The sequence below is a fragment of the Chthoniobacter sp. genome (genome assembly GCF_040003245.1).
In the GTDB taxonomy this organism is placed as follows: domain Bacteria; phylum Verrucomicrobiota; class Verrucomicrobiia; order Chthoniobacterales; family Chthoniobacteraceae; genus Chthoniobacter.
The window spans coordinates 17889-34427 of sequence record NZ_JBDUCX010000043.1 but is presented as its reverse complement, the minus strand read 5'-3'; the positions used below and the strand labels follow the sequence as shown (position 1 = coordinate 34427).

At 62.4% G+C, this 16539-nt stretch carries 12 protein-coding genes; 11 read left to right on the top strand and 1 reads right to left on the bottom strand.

What is annotated here, in order from left to right; all coding sequences use genetic code 11:
• The 5 genes from ABJF10_RS08140 to ABJF10_RS08120 form a co-directional block, all read left to right on the top strand.
• Positions 1–1170 (top strand): M14 family zinc carboxypeptidase (locus tag ABJF10_RS08140; protein WP_348544045.1); only part of this gene is annotated, 1170 nt, incomplete at its 5' end.
• Between the two features lie 25 nt (positions 1171–1195).
• Complete coding sequence (locus ABJF10_RS08135; RefSeq protein WP_348544044.1) at positions 1196–1639, top strand: hypothetical protein; 444 nt, start codon at positions 1196–1198, stop codon at positions 1637–1639.
• 15 nt (positions 1640–1654) lie between these two features.
• The gene (locus ABJF10_RS08130; RefSeq protein WP_348544043.1) at positions 1655–3166 is read left to right on the top strand and encodes a bifunctional glycosyltransferase/class I SAM-dependent methyltransferase; all 1512 of its coding nucleotides are present in this window, start codon (positions 1655–1657) and stop codon (positions 3164–3166) included.
• A 583-nt stretch (positions 3167–3749) separates the two neighbouring features.
• A complete protein-coding gene (locus ABJF10_RS08125) occupies positions 3750–4217 on the top strand; it encodes a hypothetical protein (protein ID WP_348544042.1) in 468 nt (155 codons plus the stop codon).
• Positions 4214–4594: a hypothetical protein gene (locus ABJF10_RS08120; RefSeq protein ID WP_348544041.1), complete on the top strand. Its 381-nt coding sequence runs from the start codon at positions 4214–4216 to the stop codon at positions 4592–4594. Before ABJF10_RS08125 ends, ABJF10_RS08120 begins: the two co-directional genes overlap by 4 nt.
• 192 nt (positions 4595–4786) lie before the next feature.
• Here the strand turns inward: ABJF10_RS08120 and ABJF10_RS08115 are convergent, their stop codons facing one another.
• Positions 4787–6094 (bottom strand): hypothetical protein, encoded by a 1308-nt coding sequence (locus ABJF10_RS08115; protein WP_348544040.1) that lies wholly within the window; start codon positions 6092–6094, stop codon positions 4787–4789.
• Between the two features lie 103 nt (positions 6095–6197).
• Between ABJF10_RS08115 and ABJF10_RS08110 the strand changes: the two genes are divergently transcribed.
• Genes ABJF10_RS08110 through ABJF10_RS08085 form a run of 6 tightly spaced genes read left to right on the top strand, consistent with a single transcriptional unit; the run spans position 6198 to position 16539 of the window.
• The gene (locus ABJF10_RS08110; protein WP_348544039.1) at positions 6198–9317 is read left to right on the top strand and encodes a hypothetical protein; all 3120 of its coding nucleotides are present in this window, start codon (positions 6198–6200) and stop codon (positions 9315–9317) included.
• A 10-nt stretch (positions 9318–9327) separates the two neighbouring features.
• Positions 9328–12453, top strand: a complete 3126-nt coding sequence (locus ABJF10_RS08105) for a hypothetical protein (RefSeq protein WP_348544038.1) — start codon at positions 9328–9330, stop codon at positions 12451–12453.
• A complete protein-coding gene (locus ABJF10_RS08100) occupies positions 12450–14051 on the top strand; it encodes a glycosyltransferase (protein ID WP_348544037.1) in 1602 nt (533 codons plus the stop codon). Before ABJF10_RS08105 ends, ABJF10_RS08100 begins: the two co-directional genes overlap by 4 nt.
• 2 nt (positions 14052–14053) lie before the next feature.
• Positions 14054–14749, top strand: coding sequence for a methyltransferase domain-containing protein (locus ABJF10_RS08095; RefSeq protein ID WP_348544036.1), 696 nt, complete (start codon positions 14054–14056; stop codon positions 14747–14749).
• A gap of 5 nt (positions 14750–14754) precedes the next feature.
• Complete coding sequence (locus ABJF10_RS08090) at positions 14755–15726, top strand: NAD-dependent epimerase/dehydratase family protein (RefSeq protein ID WP_348544046.1); 972 nt, start codon at positions 14755–14757, stop codon at positions 15724–15726.
• A 9-nt stretch (positions 15727–15735) separates the two neighbouring features.
• Positions 15736–16539: an SDR family oxidoreductase gene (locus ABJF10_RS08085; protein ID WP_348544035.1), complete on the top strand. Its 804-nt coding sequence runs from the start codon at positions 15736–15738 to the stop codon at positions 16537–16539.

Sequence of the window (16539 nt, the reverse complement as noted above, 5' to 3'; positions counted from 1 at the left end):
GAGGGGGGATCTGCGCGGATCCTGTCGATTGACCAGAACACGCGGACGATTCGCTTCATGCCCGCGGGCGATCCGGCTCGGGGCTGGCCATGCTGGTGGTCGTTGCGCGTGGATGGCGCCGAGGCGGGCGTGACGCTCAACTTTGAACTGCTCGGCTCCGATCGCCCGATCCCGCAGGCGGGTGAGAATCTAGGCCGCCCCTTGTCTTCCGCTTGGGCGACGCCGATGCGGGCGGCGGTGTCCTTCGACGGTGAATCGTGGCAGCACACCGAGATCGGCGAGAAGCGCCCGGGTGGAATGATCTGGCGGGTGCCGGCGACCGGGGCGCGTGTGTGGCTCGCGTGGGGCCCTCCTTTTACGCCCCACGATTCAACCACGCTCGTGACGCGCCTTAGTGCCGCGCACCCCTTTGCGGAGGCTTTTACCCTGGCGCGGACCCGCGAAGATCGCGAGGTCTCGGCGGTCCGCATCCATGCGGGCAGTGCGCCCAATGCCGATTGCTTTGGTGTGTGGGTCCAGGCCCGGCAGCATGCGTGGGAGAGCGGCGGGAGCTGGGTGTGCCGCGGATTTGCCGAATGGCTCGCCGGGGAGGATGAGGCGGCGCGCTGGATGCGCGAACACGCCGAGATATTCATTGTCCCGATCATGGACGTGGATCACGTGGCCACGGGCGATGGCGGCAAGGAAGCCCTGCCGCAGGATCACAATCGCGATTGGTCCGACGCGCCGCACTGGCCGGAAGTGGCGGCCGCGCAAAAGCGGCTGGCTGCCCTCGCCGGCGAGCAGCGCCTCGATGTGTTCCTCGATTTGCACAATCCCAGCGCCACCGATCTTGGGACCTACTTTTACACGGGCGAAGATACGCTGCTGCAGGACGTCGGCCGGCGGCGGCGGGAGCGCTTTCTGGCGCTGGCTCGCGAGCATTTCCTGGGGCCGATCCCCTATGACCCGAAGACCCGGGCGAGCGGGATGGGCTATCATCCGCTCTGGCGGCAGATCAGCAACAATTGGGTCAGCTTGCACGGCCAGCCGCACACGCTTTCCCTGTGTCTCGAAACCGCCTGGAACACGCCGGCGAGCACCTCGGAGGGCTATCTCGCCACCGGCCGGCAGCTTGCCGCGGCGCTGGCCGCCTACCTGCGCGAGCACCCCAGAACCGCGAAACCTTGAAGACCGCTTCCCCAGCCGGATTCCCATGACGCCCTCCACTCCGCCCAAGCCTCACCCCGTATTCCATATCGTAGCGATCTTCCTATTGGCGGTCGTGGCAGTCCTCAGCCTGGTGGGTTCGTTTCACCAATATTCCTTCTCGAGAAGCCCTTTCGAGAGCGTGCTGGCGCCGGTCATGGCCATCTCCTTGTGGGGTTTCCTGATTTGGAGACTTTGGCAGCGCCCCCGCAACTGGGGACTGGGCATTGGAATATTTCTGCTCCTGATGCTGGTGGGCCAGACGTGGTTGATGGCGCTGGCCGTACGTAATCCGAACATACCCAAGGCTCTGGTAGGTCATCCCGCCCTGAGTTTCGTGCTCCACGAGCTTCCCATCGCGGCGGCGGCGATCGCGTGTCTTTCTCTGAGATTCGTCTCTTCCCGTGAATACACAGAAGGCGCCAAGCGTCTTGCAACGGACACACAGTGACCTTATTAGCTACCTATGTCCCTTGATTCCACCGGCCAGCGAGTGCTCATCTTCGTCGTGGCGTACAACGCCGAAAAGACGATCGAGAGCGTCCTGGACCGTATTCCCGCCGAGCTGCGCACGCGGAATGTCGAGGTGCTGGTCATCGACGACTCGTCGAAGGACGCGACGTTTCACACGGGCCTGAAGCGCGAAGACCAGACGAGTGAGTTCAAGATCACCATCATGCGCACGCCGGTGAACCAGGGCTACGGCGGCAACCAGAAGCTCGGCTACCGCTATGCGATCGACAATGGCTTCGATATCGTCGCGCTGATCCATGGCGACGGCCAGTACGCGCCGGAGAAGCTGCCGGCCTTGCTCGAGCCCTTTTACAAAGGCGAGGCGGATGCCGTGTTTGGCTCGCGGATGATCAACAAGCAGGACGCCCTGAAGGGCGGGATGCCGCTCTACAAGTGGGTGGGGAACCAGGTGCTCACGCAGTTCCAGAATGCGCTGCTCCACTCGAACCTCAGCGAATTTCACAGTGGCTACCGGCTGTATTCGACGAAGGCGCTGGCGCGCATTCCTTTCGAGCGCAACTCGAACGATTTCCATTTCGACACCGACATCATCGTGCAACTGCACTTTGCCGGGCTGCGCATCATCGAGATTCCGATCCCGACCTTTTACGGCGACGAGATCTGCCACGTGAACGGGATGAAGTACGCGTGGGATATTTTCCGTACGATGCTGCGGGCGAAATGCCACGAGAAGAACCTGCTTTACGATCGGAAGTTCGATGTTGGCCAGGTGGAGCTCACGTACGACCTGAAGATGGGTTTCCCATCGTCGCATACCTTTGCCGTCGAGGCGGTGACACCCGGCTCGAAGGTGCTGGATATCGGCTGCGGGCAAGGCTACGTGGCGAAGGAACTGGCCACGCGAGCCGCGCAAGTCACGGGCATCGATCAATACGTGCCCGCGGAAGCGCCGGCGCCGAATGTGCAGCTCACCCGCTGGGACCTCGATATGAATGAGTTTCCCGTGGAAGTCTCGGAGTTCGACCAGATCTTCATGCTCGATGTCATCGAGCATCTGCACGACCCGGAAGTATTCATGGAAACGCTGCGCACGGCGACCGGGCGGAAGCGTCCGGAGATCGTCCTGACCACGGCGAACATCGGGTTCTTCATCACGCGCTTCATGCTCTTCCTCGGGCACTTCAACTACGGGCGCAAAGGCATTCTCGATCGCACGCACACGCGGCTCTTCACGTTCAATTCCCTCAAGGAGCTCTTCGACCAGACGGGCTACAAGGTGACTGAGGTGAAGGGAATTCCCGCGCCCTTTCCCAAGGCGCTGGGCGACAACTGGCTGGGCCGGCTGTTGGTGACGCTCAATATGGCGTTCATCAGGATCAGCAAGGGCCTGTTCAGCTATCAGATCTTCCTGCGCGCCCAGGCGCTGCCGACTGTGCCGGCGTTGTTGCGGGAGACGATCGAGCGCAGCGACGAGATGAAGAAGGCCGCGACCGTGGGGGTGTAATCTGCCCATAGGGGGAATCGTCGTCCTGGCGTCCAATTGAAAAGCAACTGTTTGAAACACCAGTCGGAAATCAGGTCGGGAGGACTAGACTAGGGGAACGCAGCCGATGGCGTAAGCCAACGGAAACGAGTACCTCCTGGCGAGCCATTCTGATCGGAGCGACTGGGGTCTTTGACTTTGCTCAGATGAACTCGGCGGAGACAATGGGATGCGTCAAACTCTGTAAGCCGCGCGAACCTTTTCTCCCCACCAAGGGTGCGCGGCTTTCACCTGACGCCGAGGAAGCGGGTTTTGATTGGTCGTTGGTCGAGTCCTTGGCCAAGGGTAGATCACCCAGGGAATACAACCGTCTCGGAGAATAAACCAAGCCCGGTTTTTAGCTTTACTTCAATCACCTTTGACCCCATAATGGCTCACGTGAAGGGCGAATTGATGTCATGCGCAGCAGGGAGTTTCCGACCGGTGCTGGCTTGGTTTGGGAGTGATGACGCGGATATAGTATTAATACTTTCCAGCAGTAATGCGCCACGTTCCCGTGTCCGGATCAGGTTAAGGTCGCGTGCGTATTTCGCTGACGAGGGCCATGGATATTGACATTCCCAGCCTCACTTACGCGATACTTACAGTCTTCGTGACAGTCTGGCTGGTTGTTTTGGTCCGTGTCTTCGGCAAGCTTCCGGTTTCGCTGGTGGGGCCTGACTTGAATTTGCTGACATACGGATTTCTTTGGGACACCGCGATGAAAGCCCTCAAGGAGCAGCCCTACTGGCCTTCCTTCGAGCCGCTGCTGCTTGGTATCAATAAGCCAACGACGCTGTTTACCATCGCTCTGCTAAATTTCATACTTTTGGCAGCAAATTTCAAAATAGCCTATCGTGTCGAAAAAATGACGGACGGCGTTTTGAAAACATGGATTGGGAAGCCCAGCGTTACGACGTTGGGAGTTTTTAGTCTCATAGTGTTCTTATGGGCCCAGGCAAAGTGGGAGCCCGAAAAGAAGTCTTCGAAGCCCAGCGATCAATCCGCATCAACGGTATTGATAGAAAAATGACATTCCTCCTTTTCGCTTTAATTTCGCTGACCGCCTCCCTTTGTGTTGGCTTCTTTGGCGTCGCCGCAGAAGCCGGTGCCCGCAAGCTCAATAAAATGCCGGTGGTCCGAAAGGCGATTGATGGCATTCTTCTTTTCTCTCTCATTGATAAGGTGACAGACGAGGGCATTGCGCGTTTTTACGAGAGCATTCGCCGGCTCTTTCCTTTCTTCAAAGCAGTCGGATTTTGGATGCTGCTCTTTTTAGGCATTTACTGGATTTTTTCACTAGTGATTCTGAGCGCATTCCTCAAACTCGTCTTCCGCGTGATTATGTTCGTGGCTGTCATTGGTGTGGGCATCTGGCTGCTCAACGGTAATAATGACAGAAGGCGCTAAGGCGGCTTCATCCGAGGCCGAAAATCATGAACTTTGGTCCAACATAACTGATTGGCCCCGCGACCATGCGCTGTTTCTATCAATGTAGGCCCCCAAACGAATTATGAATCTTTCTTTTTCAGAGATTCATTATATATCAAACCTCGTGTGCCAAAAGAATGAAGGTAGGGGATCCCCCTCCCGGCAACAACGTCACTTTAAAATCTTCACCACCTGTAGCAGCCCGCCGGTGACCAGTTCGTAGAGGCTGCCCTCCACGAAGAAGAGATGATATTGCCGGAGGTCGTAGGCGCAGAGGACGGCAATGACGCCGCCGGTGACAAGTGGCTTCCATGCACCGAAGCGGGTGGCGATGGCGCCGACCTGGGCGGCGGCGAGGGCGCGTAGCGGCAGATCCCAGATGGAGGCGTAGCGGAGATTCATGCCGTAGCGAATATTGCACATGATCGCGTAGCTGAAGCCCACGAAGGCTACCAGATAGACGTAGGCGCGATGACCGCGCACTTGGGAGAAGATGCCGCCGATCGCCAGCACGAGGACGGCTGGGCTGAGAAGCATCAGGTCGACGAGATAGCGAGACCATGGGCCGTCGCCGGTCTTGATGGCGTAGGTGAGGGTCTCGGCTTTGGTGACGAGCAGATGATAGATTTCGGTGAACTCCCGCGGGCCGCCGGCGAGGAGGACGAGCGTGGCGACGCCGAGGGCCGGGCCGACGACGCCCACGAAGAGGAGCCGCGGCGTGACGTGGCCGAATTTCGCCCAGCGGTTGACCCCGATGAGGCCGCAGAGTGCGAGGTAGACGAAGAAAGAGTTTTCCTTGGTCAGGACCATGCCGGCCAGGCCGAGCGCGAAGGCCCCCAGGAAGCGCCGGTCATTGGGGCGCTGAAGATTTTCCCAAAGGAGCCAGAGATTGAGGATCGCCCAGAAGGTGAAGACGCCATCGATGAGGGCGTGCTGGGCGAGATGGATTTGCAGCGGGGAAAAGGCGAGGAGTGCGAGCACCGCCGGCATGGCGCGCACGCCGAGGATGCGCCACGCGGCTACACCACTGACGATGAGACCGAGACAGGAAAAGAGGCTGGCCACCCGATGCAGCGAGACCAGGGCAGGGTCGCGCTGGGCGAAATGCTCGGTGCGCGGGGTGACCGGCGGTGCGTCGCCGAACTCCATGCGTTTCCACAAGTAGGAGGCATAGATATAGAAGAAACGGGTGGGGGGCAGCTTGGTGATGACGTCGGGCTTGCGCTGGTCCTCGATGTAAAGCTGGCAGATGGCCGGGTAGCCGATGAGACCGACCTTATCGAGGCGGATGACGTTGTCGCGATAGAGGGCCTCGTCGAAGCCGGTGCCGGTAAAACCCGCCCAAGGCCAGATCCGCAGGAACAGGCCTGCGGCGAGGATCACGGCGGCGAGCAGCCAAGGGGTGAAGGCCGATGGCGCAGGAACGGGCGGCGGCGCCGGGAGGGGCGCTTCCGGCTCGGGCGGGGGCGCGAGTTTCATCGGTGCTGTTTGAATCATGTCGGATATCTGTTTAGCAAGGCACGAGCCCGGCGCGGCGAAATCACGCGCGGTGGCACAACACTTTCTATTACCAGCCGCGCCCATGATTCACTCGCTGCCCGCCCGCGAGCCTACACGCCTATTCCTGCATCTGCTGCCCTGCCTCGCGCTGGCGGTGTGCTGCACCGTGCTTTTTTGGTGGAATCCCTTCGGAAAACCGCCGGAAAAGGCCTGGTTCGAGGCATCGGTGGTGAGCGAAAAGCCAGGGACAGTGGCTTTTCACTTCGACGTGGATGGCTCGGGCCTGCGGTTTGGACGCACAGAACCGGTGAAGGTGCCGGGAGGCCGTGGGGCGACGCACGTGCGCTTTGCGATGCCCGCGGGGAAACTGTGTGCGGTCAATTTCGTGCCGCGGGTGGAAGGGGGGATAGCCGATATTCGCGAGATGTGGCTGACGAGTGAAAGCGGGGAGGTGATCGCGATGTTTCCGCCGTCGGTCATCGTGGCGGCCAATCCGAAGTTTGCCGAGCTCCTGCCCAATGGCGTGCTGCGGTTCCATTCCCAGCCGCAGGAGGAAAAGAATGGGCTGCAATTCCGGCCCGAGCCGCCGCTCGAAATGGCGATCGAGATGCCGCCTCCGGCCTGGCAGGTCTGCCTGGTCTTTGCCTTCTCGCTGGCGCTGACGCTCTGGCTGTCGATGAAGTTTGGTGATCGCCTGGCGGTGGCGAGTTGGATTCCACGCCTGGCGGATTGGGCGAGAGCGCACCCCGTGTGGGCGCTGTTTTGCGCGGCGGCTTTCTCCGTGATGGTGTGCTGCCACCCGGTGATTTTCTGCGGCAAGAGCTTTGTCTCGCCGGACAATGGCCTGCTGCTGCTCTACGAGGGCAAGCCCACCGTGCCGGGCGGGGCCGGCGGGCACATCGACAACGCCGTCGGCTCTGATCTCGGGGCGACGATGCTCTGGAACATGCCGGCCTCGATGATCCAGCACCGCGCGCTTTTCCAGGACCACGAGTTTCCCCTCTGGAGCCGCTACAACTGGAGCGGCCTCCCGCTTTTCGCCCAGAGCCTTTCGATGATCGGCGATCCGCTGGAATGGCCGGCGATTCTGACCGGTGGCGCATCGTGGGCGTGGGATTGGAAGTTCATCACGGCGCAGGTGCTGTTTGCGTTTGCCATCGGCCTGCTGGTGCGGCGCACGAGCGGCAGCCTCGCGGCGGCGTTGCTCCTCACCCTTTCCGCGCCGTTCATGGGGTTCTTCGCCTACCGCTACAATCACCCTGCGTTCTTCTCCCTGTGCTATTCGCCGTGGATTCTGCTGGCGTGGATCGAGGGCGCCCGCGCGCCGACGCTGCGTGGCGCCGCGCTGTGGTCGTTCTTTTTGATCTTCGCGGACTGGTGGGAGCTGAACAGCGGCACGGCCAAGGAGATGAGCGCGCTGCTGCTCTTCATGAACACCGCCGGCGGCCTCATGCTGCTGCTCGCGGCGCAACCGCTGCGGTGGCGGCTCCAGCGCCTGGCGGTCTTTGCCTGGGCGAATGTGATCTTCCTGCTGCTCAGCGCGCCGCTGTGGATGACTTTTCTTGACGCGCTCGGCAAGGCGCACACGTCCTACGACGAGCCGCGCATCTACCAGATGACGCCCGGCCTGGCGCTCGGCCTGTTCGACGACATCTTTCACCGGCAGCTCATGCCGATCGAGTTCCTGTTCAATCCGTCGACGAATTTCTTCGTGCTGATCGGGGCGGCGTGGGCGCTGGTGCGGGTGCGGGCGCTCGCTGGGGAAAGAATGCTCTGGGCGGTGACGCTCCCCGCGGTGGTGGCGGGAGCGCTGGCCTTTGGCGTGGTCTCACCCGCGACGGCGGCGACGATTCCGTTCCTGAAGAACATCTATCATTTCGACAACACCTTCTCGTGCGTGCTCTTCATCCTGCTCTTTGTCATCGCGGGCTACGGCTTGCGGGAATGCCTGGCGCGGATGCGGGACAAGGAATGGCTCGGGGATTTTGCGCTGATGCTGACTTTCGTGGGAGTGCTCGTCGCGAGTTATTTCGGGCTCACGGACGCTGCGCACCGGGTCGGGCGCACGCTCTTGAAGGTCGGCGAATCCATTCCGCTGAGTGCCTTTTTCGTGGGCTACGTGCCGGCCTTGTTCGCGGCGCTGCTCATCCTCCCTTGGGCCGCGCGACAGGCGTTGCTGCGGCGCCCGGCGGCCGCTGCGTGGGGAGTGGTGGCGCTGGCCGCGTTGGCGACGCTGCACTTTCGGCACGGGATGTACCTGGAGACGAAGTTTGATTTCTACACGCGCAATCCCAAGACGCGCACGGACCTGCGCCACCTGACGTCGCCGGCGCTGGAAGCCGTGCGCACCGCTTCGACCGAGCCGGGGCGTGTGGTGGGCCTCGACTGGGAGATGGTGCCCGGCTTCAATACCGTGCTGGGCTTCGAGACGATCAGCGGGCCGGAAGCGCTCATGAATCCGGCGATGCTGGAACTGACCAGCGCGCTGGGGCTCAAGCGAATCTGGGACTGGCGGATCAAGGTCAAGGAGGAGGAGTTCACGTCGGTGCATCGCGCGCTCGATATGCTCAACGTGCGCTACATTCTCGCCGAGCCCGGCCAGAGCGGCCCCATACCGTCCGGCACCAAGGTCCTCAGCGCGTCCGACCTCACCGTGCTCCAGAGCGAGACCGCGTGGCCGCGGGCGTTCTTCACCGACACCGTGGGCGTCTACAAGGATGGCCCCGGCTTGCGGAAGCTCGTGGAAGAAGGCGATGGGCGGCCCTTCGCCGTGGAACCGGCTCCTCTGCAAGCCATGCTCAAGCTGCCCGCGCGGGATCTGGCGCAACGGGTCGTCCAGCCGGCCCACAATTACAAGCTGACGAACAATACGACGTCCTTCGAGATCGAGGCGCCCTCGGCCGGTCTGGCGGTGCTGTCGGAAGCCTATGTGCCGAATGACATTCTCGCCTATGTCGACGACCAGCCGGTGTTGTGCGTGCCGGTCGATCACGCGTTTCGCGGAGTGCGCATCGATCAGCCGGGGCATCACGTCGTGAGATTCGAATACTGGCCGGCGGTGCTCGATGGCGCGTTAAATGTCGCGCTCGTTGGTCTGGTGGCGTTGGCGCTTTCGCTTTGGTGGTGGCGGCGCAGCGGACAAGCCGTCGCGAAGACGCCTTCGACAGAACCCGCGCCGCCGGAGTGTGCCGCGGTCTCCTGATGATGCTCCCATGACCGCAACCCCTGCCACTTCGCGCGCGCCGTCTCTGCTCTTCGCGCATGCCATTCCGGGGCTCATCCTCGCGGTGGTGGTTACCGTGCTGTTTTGGTGGAACCCCTTCGGGCGGCCACCGCAGTGGGCGACGTTTCATGTGTTGCTGAAGTCGGATGTCGCCGGCCAGGCGCAACTGCTCCCCGATGTGGATCGCACGGGCCTGCACAAGGGCCACCTCCTTTCGCAGCCGGTCGAAGGCGGCAGCCGGCTGAATCACGTGCAGTTCAAAATCCCCGCCGGACGGCTCTGCGCCTTTGTCCTCAATGGCTTGGATCGATCGGCGGAAGTGGAGATCCAGAAATGCTGGATCACCACGGGGAGTGATGAGGTCGCGGCGATCATTCCGCCGGCGACGATGCAGCTTTCGATCGCGGATGCGCGCGCCGGTTCCGTCGCGGGATCGGTGCGGTTTCACACGAAAAAGGGGGAGGTGCTCACGGGCCTGCACTTCACACCGCGACCCCCCATCGATCTGTCGATCGAGCCACCGCCGCCGCTGTGGGAGATTGCGGTCGTCTTTCTGGTGACGCTCGTGGGCTGCGTGTTGATTTCTGTCGGCTTGGTGAATCGCCGCGAAGCGATGGTGCGGGCGTTGAGCCGTGCTCGCGCGTGGTGCGAGGCGCGGCCCCGGTGCGCGCTCCTCGCGGCGGCCATGCTCAGCGTGATGGTCTGCGCGTTCCCGGTGATTTTCGGTGGGAAGAGTTATGTGTCGCCGAACAACGGGATGCCGTTGCTCTACGAGCGTTTCCCGACGGTGCCGGGGTCTCCTGGGGGGAGCATTGAAAATCCCGTCGGCTCGGACATCGGTGCCACGATCTACTGGCACTTTCCGGCGTCGATGATCGAATACCGCGCGATTTTCCAGGACGGGGAATTCCCGCTTTGGTCGCGCTACACCTGGTGCGGGGTGACGTTTTTCGGGCAGCTCTTCACCATGATCGGTGATCCGCTGCACTGGCTGACGATCATCACTGGCGGCGCGGCGTGGGCCTGGGACACCACATTCATAGTCGCCAAAATCCTGTTCGCGCTGGGCATCGGCTGGCTGGTGTGGCGCATGGCGGGAAGCCTCCCCGTCGCGCTGGTGTGCACGCTCTCCGCGCCGTACCTGGGTTTCTTCGCGTATCGCTTTTGCCACGCCTCCAACTTTGCCGTGTGCTATGCGCCGTGGCTCCTCGTGCCGTGGATCGAAGCCGCGCGCGCCCGGACGCATCGTCAGGCGGCACTGTGGGCCGGACTTTTGTTGTTTGTGGATTGGTGCCAGATCAACAGCGGCACTGCCAAGGAGCCGATGATTCTGGTGCTGTTTCTCAATGCGGTGGGTGGGTGGATCATGGTCACCGAGCACCAGAGCTGGGGCTGGCGCCTGCGGCGGCTCGGGATGTTTGCCGGGGCGAATGTGCTCTTCGTGCTGCTCAGCGCACCGCTCTGGCTGGTCTTTCTCGAGGCGCTGGGGAAAGCGTGGACGCCGTACGACGAACCGCAGATTTACCAAGTGCAGCCGGGCCTCGCGATCGGTTTGTTCGACGACATTTTCTACCGGCAGATCGAGTCCATCGAATTTCACTTCAGCCAGTCGGCGAATTTCTTCGTATTGCTCGGGGTGGCGTGGGCGTTTATCCGCATCCGGACACTGGTGCGCGACCGCTATTTTCAAGGTGCGCTCCTGGCGGCGATACCGGCGGCCGCGCTCATCTTCGGAGTGATCCCGCCGTGGATTGCGGCGTCCATTCCGCTGATCAAGAACATCTACCATTTCGAGGATACCTTCTCGTGCGTCCTGTTCGTCGTGCTGTTCATCATCGCGGGTTTTGGATTGCGCGAATGTCTCGCGCGGCGGAACAGCCCGCAGTGGTTCGGAGACTGGGTGTGCGTGATGGGGTTGGTGGGAGTACTGCTCGCGGGCTACTTCGGCTTCATCCAGGCGACGCATCGCGTGGCGCGCAGCTTTCTGCCACCGGGAGAATCGATTCCGAAGAGTCCGTTCTTCGTCGACTACGCCACAGTGCTGATCATCGCCCTGATGGTGCTGCCGTTGGCTCTGCGCGCGGCCTTCCGCGACCGGCTCGCGGGACCGGCTTGGGCGCTGGTCGCGGTCTGCATGTTTGCCACGCTGCATTTCCGGCACGGCATGTATTTCGAGACGCGCTTCGATCTCTACACGATGAATCCGAAGACGCGGATGGACCTGCGCGATCTACACTCACCGGCGGTCGACGCGATTCACGCCGCCACCGCCACTGAGCCGGCCCGTGTCGTGGGACTGGACTGGACGATGACCCCGGGTTTCAGCACCGTCTTGAATCTCGAAACGATCAGCGGTCCGGATGTGATGCAGGATCCCGCCATGCTGTACCTCGCCTCCGGTTTGGGAATTACGCGGACCTATGTCTGGCGGCTGATCGTCGCGAGTAAGGGCTACGAGCAAGTGCACCGTGGGCTCGATTTCTTCAACGTGCGCTATCTGCTCAACGATCTCTCGGAACCGGCGCCGGGAGGCGTGCGACTGGTGGGCTCCTACGACCTCAACCTCTACGAGAGCGAAACGGCCTGGCCGCGGGCCTTCTTCACGGATGCCGTCGTGCCCTTCCAAGGCGTACAAGATCTGTGCAACCAGATCCAGAGAGGTGATGGCCGCCCATTTGCTGCCGTATTGCCGGAGTTGCGGGCCAGGCTGCCCCTGCCATCGAAGGACGCCGCGCAACGGGTGGTGACCAAGGCCGAGAAGTACCGCCTGACCAACAATACGACGACCTTCGAGATCAATGCGCCCTCGCCCGGGATGGCGGTGCTCTCAGAGTTCAACCCGGACGGCGACATCCTGGCCTCTGTGGACGGTCAGCCGGTGCCTTGCCTGCGGGCAAACCTCGTCTTCCGTGGTGTTTACATCGAGAAGCCCGGCAGGCATGTGGTGAAGTTTGCCTACTGGCCCCGGCTGCTCGGACCGGCTCTCTGGATCGGCGCCGTCGGGCTGGTGGGACTTCTAGTATCTATAGGGTATTGGTTTAGAGTGGGCGTGAGGCGGGCTGGCACAGTTCCGGCTAAAACGGTGTCGCCCACATGTCTCACCAACAGCCCATGAACCTCGGTGTTCGGCAGCTTGCCGAATGCCCGCTCTGCGCGAGCCGTCGCTTGCGCTATGCCTTTTCGCGCGATGACCAGCGCGCCGTGCGCTGCGCCGATTGCCGGTTTCTTTTTCTCAATCCCCAGCCGGCGGGAGCGCTCCCGGCGCCGCCACCTTCGAACGAGGTCCTGGCGGAAAAAGCCCAGACCTTCCTCGCCGAACTCGCCCGCTACCGCGGCGCACACGGCGGACGCATGCTCCTGCTCGGGAATCTTGACAGCCCGTTGCGGCCGGCGGCGGAGCAAGCCGGTTTTGTGGTCACGGCCGCCGAGGACGCCACGGAATACGCGGATGCGGGCTTCGATGTTTGCGTGCTCTGGCAGACCCTGGGGCAGCGGCGCGAACCGACGGCCCTCCTAAAATCGGCCCATCGCGCGCTCAAGCCGGGCGGCTACCTTGCGGTCGCGACGCCCTCGCTCGACTCCCTGCCCGCGCGCACGCTCCAGCAGGAGTGGCCCGCCTTTCGCGCCGGACAACTGAGTTTCTTCGACGGCCAGACTTTGCAGACAGCCCTGTTCTTTGCGGGCTTTGACCAGACGATCGTCGAGCCTGCCCGTCGCCGCATGAGTCTCGGCGCGCTGGCGGACTATTGCGAAAACACCCCGCGGGCGCTGGCCGGCGGCCTCATCCGCGCGTTTGTCCGGCTCGCTCCACCCGCCTTGCGCCGGGCGGAACGCAAAGTGCCCTCCAGCGACATGCTCACTTTCTGCCGCGCCACGGTTCCGCGGGCGAAGCGTGTGCTTTCGATTGTCGTGCCGGCTTTCAACGAAGCCGCGAGTTTCGACGAATTGATCCAGGCAGTGCTCGCCAAGGAAATCCCCGGACTCGACATCGAAGTAATCGTCGTGGAGAGCAACTCGACCGACGGCACGCGCGAGATTGCACTCCGCTACCAGAATCATCCGCGCGTCAAGCTCGTGCTCGAGGATAAACCGCGCGGCAAAGGCCACGCCGTCCGCACCGGCCTCGCGGAAGCGACCGGCGATTTCGTCCTCATCCAGGACGCCGACCTCGAATACGATCTCGAAGATTACGACGCGCTGCTCGAACCGTTGATCACGGGCCGCGAAGCTTTCGTCCTCGGTTCACGCCACAGCGGCAGCGTGTGGAAGATGCGGCAGTTCTCCGGCCAGGCGGGACTGAGCGCGTTCCTCAATTTCGGCCATTGGTTTTTCACCACGCTCGTCAATGTGCTCTTCGGCCAGCGCCTCAAGGACCCCTTCACGATGTTCAAGGTCTTCCGGCGCGATTGCCTCTTCGGCCTCACTTTCGAGTGCAACCGCTTCGACTTCGATTACGAACTGCTGGTGAAGTTGATCCGCAAGGGCTACCGCCCGCTGGAGCTCCCGGTGAACTATCGCTCGCGCTCGTTCAAGCAGGGCAAGAAGGTCTCGATGATCCGCGATCCGCTCACCTGGCTGCGCGCGCTGCTCAAGCTGCGGCTGGCGAAGATCGATCCGCTGAGCGAGGTCGAACACAGCCGTCCCGCGGCCGTGCACGAGAAACCGTCCGCCCGCGCGCTCGCTGCCGGGGGAGAAAAAGCTTTCTGCATTTGATCATGGCTGCTGCGGTGTTGCCCATGGAGGACAAGGTCGATGCCATCTACTACCAGCACGCCGGCAGCCTGCCGCTCGTGCGCCGGATTTCATTCCTCGCGCGCCGCCGGCTCTGCCAGCTTTTCCTCGAAGTGATGAAACCCCAGGCGACCGATCGCGTGCTCGACGTCGGTGTCTCCGATGAAGTGAACGTCGAGTCCAACATGCTCGAGCAGGTTTATCCGCATCTCGAAAATCTCACCTGCGCCAGCCTCACCGACGGCGTCGCCATCCAGCGCGCCTATCCCGGCGTGCGGCACGCGCAGGTCACGCCGCACCAGCCCTTGCCCTTCGCCGACAACGCCTTCGACATCGTCTATTCCAACGCCGTGCTGGAGCACGCCGGCAGCGCGGAACAGCAGCGCTTTTTTCTCAGCGAGCTCTGCCGCGTGGCGCGCCGGCGATTTGTCGCGGTGCCGAATCGACTTTTCCCCGTCGAGCACCACACTTGTCTTCCCGTGATTCATTACCTGCCCAAGCCCACCTTCCGCCGTTTGCTCCGCGGCACGCGCTACGACGTGTGGTCGCACGAGGAAAATCTCAACTACATTTCCGCGGCGGAATTGCGCGAGCTGTGGCCCGCGCAGGCACCCGTGATCACGCATAGCGGCATCGGCATCGGCGTGTTCCGCTCGAACCTCGTGGCCTACAATTCGTGAGCCGCATGCGTGCGTTCATCACCGGCGGCGCCGGCTTCATCGGCAGCAGTCTTACCGACCAACTCCTCGCGGACGGTCATGAAGTCGTCGTGTGGGACAATTTCTGCACCGGGCAGGAGCGCTTTTTGGAAAAGGCGAATGCTGCACCTGGCTTCCAGTTGGTGCGCGGCGACAATCTCGACACGCCCGCGCTGACCCGCGCCATGGCGGGGTGCGATATCGTCTTTCACCTCGCGGCCAATGCCGACGTCCGCTTCGGGCTGAATCATCCCGAGAGGGATTTGCAGCAAAACACCATCGCCACGTTCAACGTCCTCGAGGCCATGCGCGTCAACGGCATCAAGCGCATCGCCTTCTCCTCCACCGGCTCGGTCTATGGCGAGGCGAAGACCATTCCCACGCCGGAGGACGCGCCCTTTCCCGTGCAGACTTCGCTCTACGGCGCCTCGAAGCTCGCCGGTGAAGGCATGATCGCCGCCTATTGCGAGGGCTTCGGCTGCGAAGGCTACATCTTCCGCTTCGTCTCCATCCTCGGCGAGCGCTACACGCACGGCCACGTCTTCGATTTCTACAAGCAACTCCAGGAGCATCCCGCTTTTCTCGATGTGCTCGGCGATGGCACGCAGCGCAAGAGCTACCTGCACATCGGCGATTGCGTGCAGGCCATGTTGCACGCGGTCTATCGCGGCTCGGCGCGCGACGCCCGGCATCGGGTGCAGATCTACAATCTCGGCACGAACGACTATTGTGAAGTGAAGGATTCCATCGGCTGGATTTGCGCGCGCCTCGGCCTGCAGCCGGAGTTGCGCTTCCAGGGCGGCGACCGCGGCTGGGTGGGCGACAATCCTTTCATCTTCCTCGAGACGGCGAAGATTCGCGCGCTCGGCTGGGAGCCGAAGCTCACCATCCGCCAGGGCGTCGAGCGCACGGTCGACTGGCTGGGGGCGAACCCTTGGATTTTCGAAGTGCGAACCTGAACCCGGCGCATGCGTATCGTGATCACAGGCAGCAGTTCCGGCATCGGCCAGCACCTCGCGGAGAAACTCACGGCGGCCGGACACGAGATTTGGGGACTGGCGCGCTCCGCGCAAAAAGCGGTCTATGCGACGTCGGTCTGCGATGTCAGCCAGTGGGCACAAGTGGAGCGCGCACGTGCGGAGATCGCCCAGCGGTGGCCGCACGTGGACGCGGTGATTTGCGCCGCGGCGATCCAGGGCGCCATTGGCCCGGCGATGCAGGTCGAGCCGCAACGCTGGAGCGAGACGATCCGTGTCGACCTGGACGGCACCTATTTCGTCGTCCGCGCTTTTTGGGATCTGCTGCGGCAGAGCCCGCGCCGCGCCAAGGTGATTTGCTTTTCCGGTGGTGGTGCGACCAAGGCGCGCCCGAACTTTTCCGCCTATGCCGCGGCCAAGACCGGCGTGGTGCGGCTGGTGGAAACGCTCGCCGCGGAATGGCAGGGAGTGTCCATCGATATCAACGCGGTCGCACCCGGCGCGATCAATACGGCGATGACGCGCGAGACCGCGCGCCTCGGCCCGGAATTTTCCGGTTGCGAGGAGTACGAAGCCGCCCAACGGCAACTCACTCAAGGTGGCCAATCGATCGAGAAGGCTTTCGGGCTCGTCGAGTTTCTGCTCTCGGAAGAATCCGACGGCCTCACCGGGCGGTTGCTCAGCGCGCAGTGGGACAATTGGGCGGGGCTTCCCGCGCACGCGGCAAAACTGGCGGAGAGCGAGATCTATCAACTGCGACGCATCCTGCCGGAGGAACGGGGGGTAAAATTCTGA

What these genes read in the sequence shown, in the direction of transcription:
- ABJF10_RS08110 (WP_348544039.1), top strand. Translation starts at nt 6,198, where the DNA reads ATGATTCACTCGCTGCCCGCCCGCGAGCCTACACGCCTATTCCTGCAT.
- ABJF10_RS08105 (WP_348544038.1), top strand. Translation starts at nt 9,328, where the DNA reads ATGACCGCAACCCCTGCCACTTCGCGCGCGCCGTCTCTGCTCTTCGCG.
- ABJF10_RS08085 (WP_348544035.1), top strand. Translation starts at nt 15,736, where the DNA reads ATGCGTATCGTGATCACAGGCAGCAGTTCCGGCATCGGCCAGCACCTC.
- ABJF10_RS08135 (WP_348544044.1), top strand. Translation starts at nt 1,196, where the DNA reads ATGACGCCCTCCACTCCGCCCAAGCCTCACCCCGTATTCCATATCGTA.
- ABJF10_RS08115 (WP_348544040.1), bottom strand. Translation starts at nt 6,094, where the DNA reads ATGAAACTCGCGCCCCCGCCCGAGCCGGAAGCGCCCCTCCCGGCGCCG.
- ABJF10_RS08130 (WP_348544043.1), top strand. Translation starts at nt 1,655, where the DNA reads ATGTCCCTTGATTCCACCGGCCAGCGAGTGCTCATCTTCGTCGTGGCG.
- ABJF10_RS08120 (WP_348544041.1), top strand. Translation starts at nt 4,214, where the DNA reads ATGACATTCCTCCTTTTCGCTTTAATTTCGCTGACCGCCTCCCTTTGT.
- ABJF10_RS08090 (WP_348544046.1), top strand. Translation starts at nt 14,755, where the DNA reads ATGCGTGCGTTCATCACCGGCGGCGCCGGCTTCATCGGCAGCAGTCTT.
- ABJF10_RS08095 (WP_348544036.1), top strand. Translation starts at nt 14,054, where the DNA reads ATGGCTGCTGCGGTGTTGCCCATGGAGGACAAGGTCGATGCCATCTAC.
- ABJF10_RS08125 (WP_348544042.1), top strand. Translation starts at nt 3,750, where the DNA reads ATGGATATTGACATTCCCAGCCTCACTTACGCGATACTTACAGTCTTC.
- ABJF10_RS08100 (WP_348544037.1), top strand. Translation starts at nt 12,450, where the DNA reads ATGAACCTCGGTGTTCGGCAGCTTGCCGAATGCCCGCTCTGCGCGAGC.